Source organism: Pseudomaricurvus albidus, from assembly GCF_018863235.1.
In the GTDB taxonomy this organism is placed as follows: Bacteria; Pseudomonadota; Gammaproteobacteria; order Pseudomonadales; family Cellvibrionaceae; genus Pseudomaricurvus; species Pseudomaricurvus albidus.
Genome location: NZ_JAHKRS010000012.1, coordinates 138,987 through 145,508, shown reverse-complemented (window position 1 = coordinate 145,508; position 6,522 = coordinate 138,987). Strand labels below are relative to the sequence as shown.

Below are 6,522 nucleotides of genomic sequence, written 5' to 3'. Positions count from 1 at the left end.
CACAGCTGTATTCTTAAAAAAGGCCCTGCGAACAGGGCGCAAGCTCAGAGAGAGTCGTTTCTGTGTCGGCGTCTGCACCGGCACAGCTGTATTCCTAAAAAAGGCCCTGCGAACAGGGCGCAAGCTCAGAGAGAGTCGTTTCTGTGTCGGCGTCTACACCGCCACAGCTGTATTCTTAAAAAAGGCCCTGCGTACAGGGCGCAAGCTCAGAGAATTCCTAATCAACAGTAACCGTTAAGCAGCAACTGACTCGGTCGCAGCACCGTGAGGCTCAGGCACACCCTCCTCACTCATTGCTACAAACACCATCTTGTCGATTTCAATGATCGACTCATGCGTTACCTTGTTACGCACCACACACTTCACTGTTAATGACGTCCGCCCTACATGTGCAACAGACAGACCAAATTCAATAACATCCCCGCTTCGGGCGGAGCTGGTAAAATTAATTTCAGAGATAAATTTTGTAACCAGACGCTGGGTCTTCATTTGGCAGGCGGCAAAAATCGCAGCCTCTTCATCAATCCAGCTCAGTAGCGCACCGCCAAACAGCACGTTTGATGGGTTTAAGTCATTGGGCTTAATGACACGTCTGGAATAAAACTTCATAACATTTCTCCATAAATCTAAAAGGTAATCTCAGTTTCTCACTGCCCGACTGAGACGGGTTTCGCCTGGAGTGAAACGTTATATTTATAATTTAGCTCTTACACTGTTATTTATAGCAAGTGGCGTGCCAGAAAATCAGGCCGTTTTTTCGGGGTTTCTACGTACCAAATGCCCCAAGATAGAACCATGCTCCAATATGATGCTTTTGGCCGCACCAGTACGATGCGTGATAAATTTTTATGTGCCGACCTGAAAAAACATGATAATCAGCGGTATTCAGGGCGATCCAGGCCATTTAAAGCCAACAATAAATCGACGTTAAATTCCCCTAATAGCAGCATCAAAAAAAAGTGCCCCATTTCGGACATAAAGGTTCTAATAACGGACTGAAAGGAAATTATGTGTGACATGCACCTCCGTAACGCCAGCTGAAGCGTCTCCAAAGGTGTGAAATGAGGTAATTGGAAATTCAGTAATTCAAACAAAAAACGCCTCTGAACAGAGGCGTTTTTGAGTCCAATCTGACGGTGTCAGAATGGGTGAAGGTCTGTGAAAGTGATCAGGGAACCTCGTCCAGGTCTTCACCCTCTTTCACGGGAGGCATCAGGTCTTCTTTGGAGATGTTCATGCTCAAAAGAACGTTACTGGCCACGTAGATCGAAGAATAGGTACCCACAAAAATACCAATCAGCAGAGCTGTCGCGAAGCCGTGAATCATCTCCCCGCCAAAATAGAAGAGCGCGAGCAACACCATAATCGTGGTGCCTGACGTAATCAGGGTCCGATCCAGAGTTTGGGTCAAGGAGCCGTTAATCACCTCAGCGGGGGTTTCGCCACGAAGCTTGCGGAAGTTTTCACGAATACGGTCAAATACAACAATGGTGTCATTTAACGAGTAACCGATAACCGCCAATACCGCAGCCAGCACAGTGAGATCAAAGTCCAGATGGAATACAGAGAACACCCCAAGGACAATGATCACGTCGTGAATCAACGCAGCTACAGCACCTACCGAGAACTTGTACTGGAATCGCATGGCAACGTAGAGCATAACCACAGCCAGTGCGAACAACATGCCAATTCCGCCGTCATTCTTCAGCTCTTCACCCACCTGAGGCCCAACAAACTCAACCCGTCGAACACTCATCTCCGATGCCGTGTCCTTTTTGAGCGCCGCCAGAATCTCATCCCCTAGCCCCGGCTCGAATCCTCGCTGAAGACGAATCAGGACATCGGTCTCCTCACCAAAGAACACCACTACAGCACCTTCGAAACCGGCATTTTCCAGACGATCGCGAATATCCTGCAGGTTCGCAGGTTTTTCGTAGCCGACTTCGATCTGGGTGCCGCCGGTAAAGTCGAGGCCAAACTGCAAGCCATTCACCACCAGAGAGCCCAGCGCCACAATCAGCATCAGGATGGAGAGGCCTGCCGCAAGCTTGCGCTGCCCCATGAAATTATAAATTTTCGCTTCTTTTGACATCTTTACTTATCCGTTTGAGTGCCGCCTGTGCGACATCATGACTCTAATTGTATAAAGGTCTGGGTTGTATAAAGGTCCGGAGTTGTATGAAACCCGACAACCCCACTGCGGACACTCTCGCTTAAATCCACAATTTCTCGACTCTGCGACGGCCACCATAAATCAGGTTCACCAGCGCGCGAGTACCCATGATCGCAGTAAACATAGAGGTCAGAATACCGATGGACAAGGTCACCGCAAACCCCTGCACCGGGCCAGAACCGATGGCATAAAGAATGACCGCCACAATTAGAGTGGTGATGTTGGCATCCAGAATGGTCGTGAACGCCCGATCAAAACCGGAATTGATCGCCGATTGCGGCGGCAAACCATTGGCTATCTCTTCTTTAATCCTGGAGAAGATCAACACGTTGGCATCAACGGCCATACCGACTGTCAGGACAATACCGGCAATACCCGGAAGGGTCAGGGTTGCACCCAGAATCGACATGCAGGCAATCAGCAAGACGATATTGAGAGCCAGAGCGATGTTAGCGGCCAAACCAAAGACCCGGTAGTAAAGCAGCATAAAGACCAGCACCAGGGCCAGACCGATTTGAGCCGACTTAACACCGACACCAATATTTTCGGCCCCCAATGATGGGCCAATGGTGCGCTCTTCAACAAAATACATAGGTGCGGCCAGGGCACCGGCACGCAGCAACAGGGCCAGTTCCGAAGCTTCAGCGGTGTTATCCAGACCGGTAATCCGGAACTGAACACCCAAGGCGCTCTGGATGGTTGCCAGACTGATGATCTTCTTCTCGATGATCTGAGTCGGGATGGCAATCTGCTCACCGGCCTCGTTCACCTTGTAATCCATCTGGGTTTTATATTCGATGAACAGCACTCCCATGCGACGCCCGACATTACTGCGCGTTGCACGGTGCATTTTGGTACCACCAAAACTGTCCAGAGTGATATTCACTTGCGGCTGACTGGTCTGGCTGTCAAAGCTGGATTTGGCATTCGCTACATGATCCCCGGAAATAATCAAATTTCTTTCCAGGAAAGCATCACCAAAACGACGCTGATCCAGCTCGCTGCGGAACGGGAAAGCCTCTTTTCTTGTCACCAACTCAGAAGGTTTCGCCTCCAGGCGGAATTCCAGATTTGCCGTCTTGCCAATAACACGTTTGGCTTCTGCAGTATCCTGGACACCGGGCAGCTCAACCACAATACGGTTTCTGCCCTGACGCTGAACAATGGGCTCTGATACACCCAGCTCATTCACCCGATTACGCAGGGTTGTCAGGTTCTGACTGACGGCATAATCTTCGATTTCGCTCACGGCCTGCTCAGACATGGTCATAACGATCAGGAACCGATTAGGCTCATCGACACTTTCACGGGTCAAATTAGGAAACTCGGAACGAATTTCATTGCTGGCACTGTCACGAACTTCGGCTGTTTTAAAAGAGGCGGTAATGACGTTGTCATCCCCCAAACGAACAGACTGATAACGAAGCTTGGCAGTGCGAAGCTTGCTCTTCATCTCGCTGACAGTAGACTCAAGACGCTTGGCGATGGCCGACTTTGTGTCCACTTCCAGCAAAAAGTGAACACCCCCAGCCAGATCAAGCCCCAGCTTCATGGGCTCGGCACCGAAACTACGCAACCACTCTGGAGTGGTTGGCGCCAGGTTCAAAGCCACGACATAGTTGTAACCCAGCTTCTGCTGGATAACCTTCTTGGCTGATAACTGCTGGTCCAGGTTTTCCAGACGCAGCAACGCACTTTTACCGTTGGACTCCTCCCCAAAGTATTTAATGCCCGCTTCGTCCAGCGCCTTGGTCGCCATACTCAGCGTGCGCTCATCAATCACTGTCGCGCCGGACTGTCCGGAAATCTGCACAGCAGGATCGGGTTCATACAAATTGGGCGCTGCGTAGATCACACCAATAGTGGCGATAATCAGGATCAGCAGGTATTTCCATAAAGGGTAACGATTCAACATATGAAGTTCCAAATGGCGATATGTGCCTAGCTTGTCTGAATTGTGTTCTTTTATTTTGATAAACCCGACACTTTATACAGTCGGATTACCAAGACATATGGGCAGCTTGAAAATTTACAATGCTTTACCCGATTGTCTGCGTGTATTACTGGTTACCCAGTTTGCCCTGTGCAAGTTACAGCGGTGGTACTTCCAGCCCCTGCTTACCGTAGAATTCTTGCAGATAATCATCCAAACGATGTTCCGCAATTGCCGAGCGCAGTCCTGACATCACATTCTGATAAAAACGCAGATTGTGAATGGTGTTGAGTTGCGCCCCAAGAATTTCGCCGCACTTGTCCAGATGGTGCAGATAACTGCGACTAAAATTTGTACAGGTATGGCAATCACACTCAGCATCCAGAGGACCGGTATCGTGACGATGCTTGGCATTGCGGATTTTAATCACGCCTTCACTGGTGAATAAGTGACCATTCCGGGCGTTACGTGTCGGCATGACGCAGTCAAACATATCAATACCGCGGCGCACAGCTTCCACAATATCCGCCGGCTTGCCAACTCCCATCAGATAGCGAGGTTTGTCCGCGGGCATTTCTTGCGTTAAATGATCCAATACGCGGATCATATCTTCTTTCGGTTCACCGACTGACAGACCGCCTATGGCGTAGCCATCAAATCCTATCTCGCTCAGACCTTGCAGAGACTCACTGCGCAGGTGCTCATACATACCGCCCTGCACAATACCAAACAACGCAGAGGGATTATCTCCGTGGGCATCTTTACTGCGCTTGGCCCAACGCAGGGACAACTCCATGGAATCGCGGGCTTCTTTTTCTGTCGCCGGATAAGGGGTACATTCGTCAAAGATCATGACGATATCGGACCCCAGATCTCGCTGAACCTGCATGGCAATTTCAGGATTCAGCTCCACCTTGCTGCCATTAATCGGCGACTGGAAAGTAACACCCTGCTCGGTGATCTTGCGCATTTTCCCCAGGCTGAATACCTGAAAACCACCGGAATCCGTCAGAATCGGGCCTTGCCATTGCATAAAATCGTGCAGATCACCGTGGGCCTTGACCACTTCGGTGCCGGGGCGCAGCATCAAATGAAAGGTATTACCGAGAATGATATGAGCACCGATCTCTTCGATATCACGAGGCAACATGCCTTTGACGGTGCCATAGGTGCCCACTGGCATAAAAGCCGGAGTTTCCACTACGCCGCGAGGGAATTTCAAACGGCCTCGACGGGCCTTGCCTTCGGTAGTATCCAGCTCGAAATCCATAAAACACTCTCGCGGGGTATCTCCGGAGGGTAAATTATCTTCAGCTGTGTTGATGTCAGCGTCACTCACTGGAAATTTCCTCAGTAGTCGCATTGGGGTTGCGGGTAATGAACATGGCATCGCCATAGCTAAAGAAACGGTAGCGTTCAGCGACGGCCTCATCGTAGGCCGCCATGGTGTTGCGATAACCGGCAAAAGCAGATACCAGCATCAACAAGGTGGATTCGGGGAGGTGAAAATTCGTCACCAACGCATCCACAACCTGATATTGATAACTGGGGTATATAAAGATGTTGGTTTCGCCTTGATACGGGCTTAGCTCACCGTTCTGAGCCGCAGTTTCCAAACAGCGAACACTGGTGGTTCCTACAGCAATGACACGGCCACCGGCGGCTTTGGTTTCTTTCACCAAGTCACAGACTTCTGCATCCAGCTCCATAATCTCGCTGTGCATCTGGTGTTCTTTGATGTTATCAACACGCACCGGCTGAAAAGTACCTGCCCCCACATGCAATGTCACAAACGCCATGCGAACGCCTTTGCTTTTGAGCTGTTCCAGCAACTGATCGTCAAAATGCAGGCCGGCTGTGGGTGCCGCAACGGCTCCCTTTTTACTCTGATCGCTGTATACGGTCTGATAACGTTCGCGGTCATCACCGACATCATCACGATCGATATATGGCGGCAAGGGCATATGACCAATGCGCTCCAGTACTTCAAGCACTGGCTGATCGGCCGGAAACTTCAGTTCAAACAGCGCTTCATGACGTGCAACCACGATCAACTCGGTACCATCTTCAAGGATGATGGCGGTACCGACTTTCGGAGATTTACTCGCTCGCGTATGAGCCAGTACACGGTGACCATCGATCACCCGTTCTACCAGCACTTCTACTTGCCCGCCTGTGGGCTTCTGGCCAAATACCCGGGCCGGGATTACCCGGGTGTTGTTAAACACCATCAGATCACCGGGATTTAGCCAGTTGATCAGATCCGGAAATTGACCATGTTGAATGGAGCCGCTCTCACCATCGAGGCGCAGCAAACGGCTGCCCCGACGTTCGGGAGCGGGATGACGAGCAATCAGCTCGTCGGGGAGTTGATAGAAAAAGTCCTGACGACGCATAGCAGGAAGATACTTCTGAG

At 50.5% G+C, this 6,522-nt stretch carries 6 protein-coding genes; 1 reads left to right on the top strand and 5 read right to left on the bottom strand.

Annotated features, from left to right (window positions below; translation table 11 throughout):
* Positions 1 to 238, top strand: a 238-nt coding sequence (locus KOI40_RS16915; RefSeq protein ID WP_216098725.1) for a hypothetical protein, incomplete at its 5' end; no start/stop codon positions are given.
* Here the strand turns inward: KOI40_RS16915 and KOI40_RS16910 are convergent.
* The 5 genes from KOI40_RS16910 to queA all read right to left on the bottom strand — a co-directional run bounded on the left by KOI40_RS16910 (position 235) and on the right by queA (position 6,502).
* Positions 235 to 609, bottom strand: coding sequence for an acyl-CoA thioesterase (locus tag KOI40_RS16910; RefSeq protein ID WP_216098724.1), 375 nt, complete (start codon positions 607 to 609; stop codon positions 235 to 237). The two genes, KOI40_RS16915 and KOI40_RS16910, sit on opposite strands and share 4 nt — an antisense overlap.
* Positions 610 to 1,168: 559 nt before the next feature.
* Positions 1,169 to 2,092 carry a protein translocase subunit SecF gene (gene secF, locus KOI40_RS16905; protein WP_216098723.1) on the bottom strand — a complete coding sequence of 308 codons (924 nt, stop codon included), beginning with the start codon at positions 2,090 to 2,092 and terminating at the stop codon, positions 1,169 to 1,171.
* Between the two features lie 121 nt (positions 2,093 to 2,213).
* Complete coding sequence (gene secD, locus KOI40_RS16900; protein ID WP_216098722.1) at positions 2,214 to 4,088, bottom strand: protein translocase subunit SecD; 1,875 nt, start codon at positions 4,086 to 4,088, stop codon at positions 2,214 to 2,216.
* Between the two features lie 175 nt (positions 4,089 to 4,263).
* Entirely contained in the window at positions 4,264 to 5,376 is a 1,113-nt protein-coding gene (gene tgt, locus KOI40_RS16895) for a tRNA guanosine(34) transglycosylase Tgt (protein WP_216098734.1), read from the bottom strand.
* Positions 5,377 to 5,437: 61 nt separating this feature from the next.
* Positions 5,438 to 6,502, bottom strand: coding sequence for a tRNA preQ1(34) S-adenosylmethionine ribosyltransferase-isomerase QueA (gene queA, locus KOI40_RS16890; protein WP_216098721.1), 1,065 nt, complete (start codon positions 6,500 to 6,502; stop codon positions 5,438 to 5,440).
* Between the last annotated feature and the right edge of the window lie 20 nt (positions 6,503 to 6,522).

Bases quoted from the DNA above. Each gene is read 5' to 3' on its own strand.
- tgt (WP_216098734.1), bottom strand. From the start codon at position 5,376: ATGGATTTCGAGCTGGATACTACCGAAGGCAAGGCCCGTCGAGGCCGT.
- secF (WP_216098723.1), bottom strand. From the start codon at position 2,092: ATGTCAAAAGAAGCGAAAATTTATAATTTCATGGGGCAGCGCAAGCTT.
- secD (WP_216098722.1), bottom strand. From the start codon at position 4,088: ATGTTGAATCGTTACCCTTTATGGAAATACCTGCTGATCCTGATTATC.
- queA (WP_216098721.1), bottom strand. From the start codon at position 6,502: ATGCGTCGTCAGGACTTTTTCTATCAACTCCCCGACGAGCTGATTGCT.
- KOI40_RS16910 (WP_216098724.1), bottom strand. From the start codon at position 609: ATGAAGTTTTATTCCAGACGTGTCATTAAGCCCAATGACTTAAACCCA.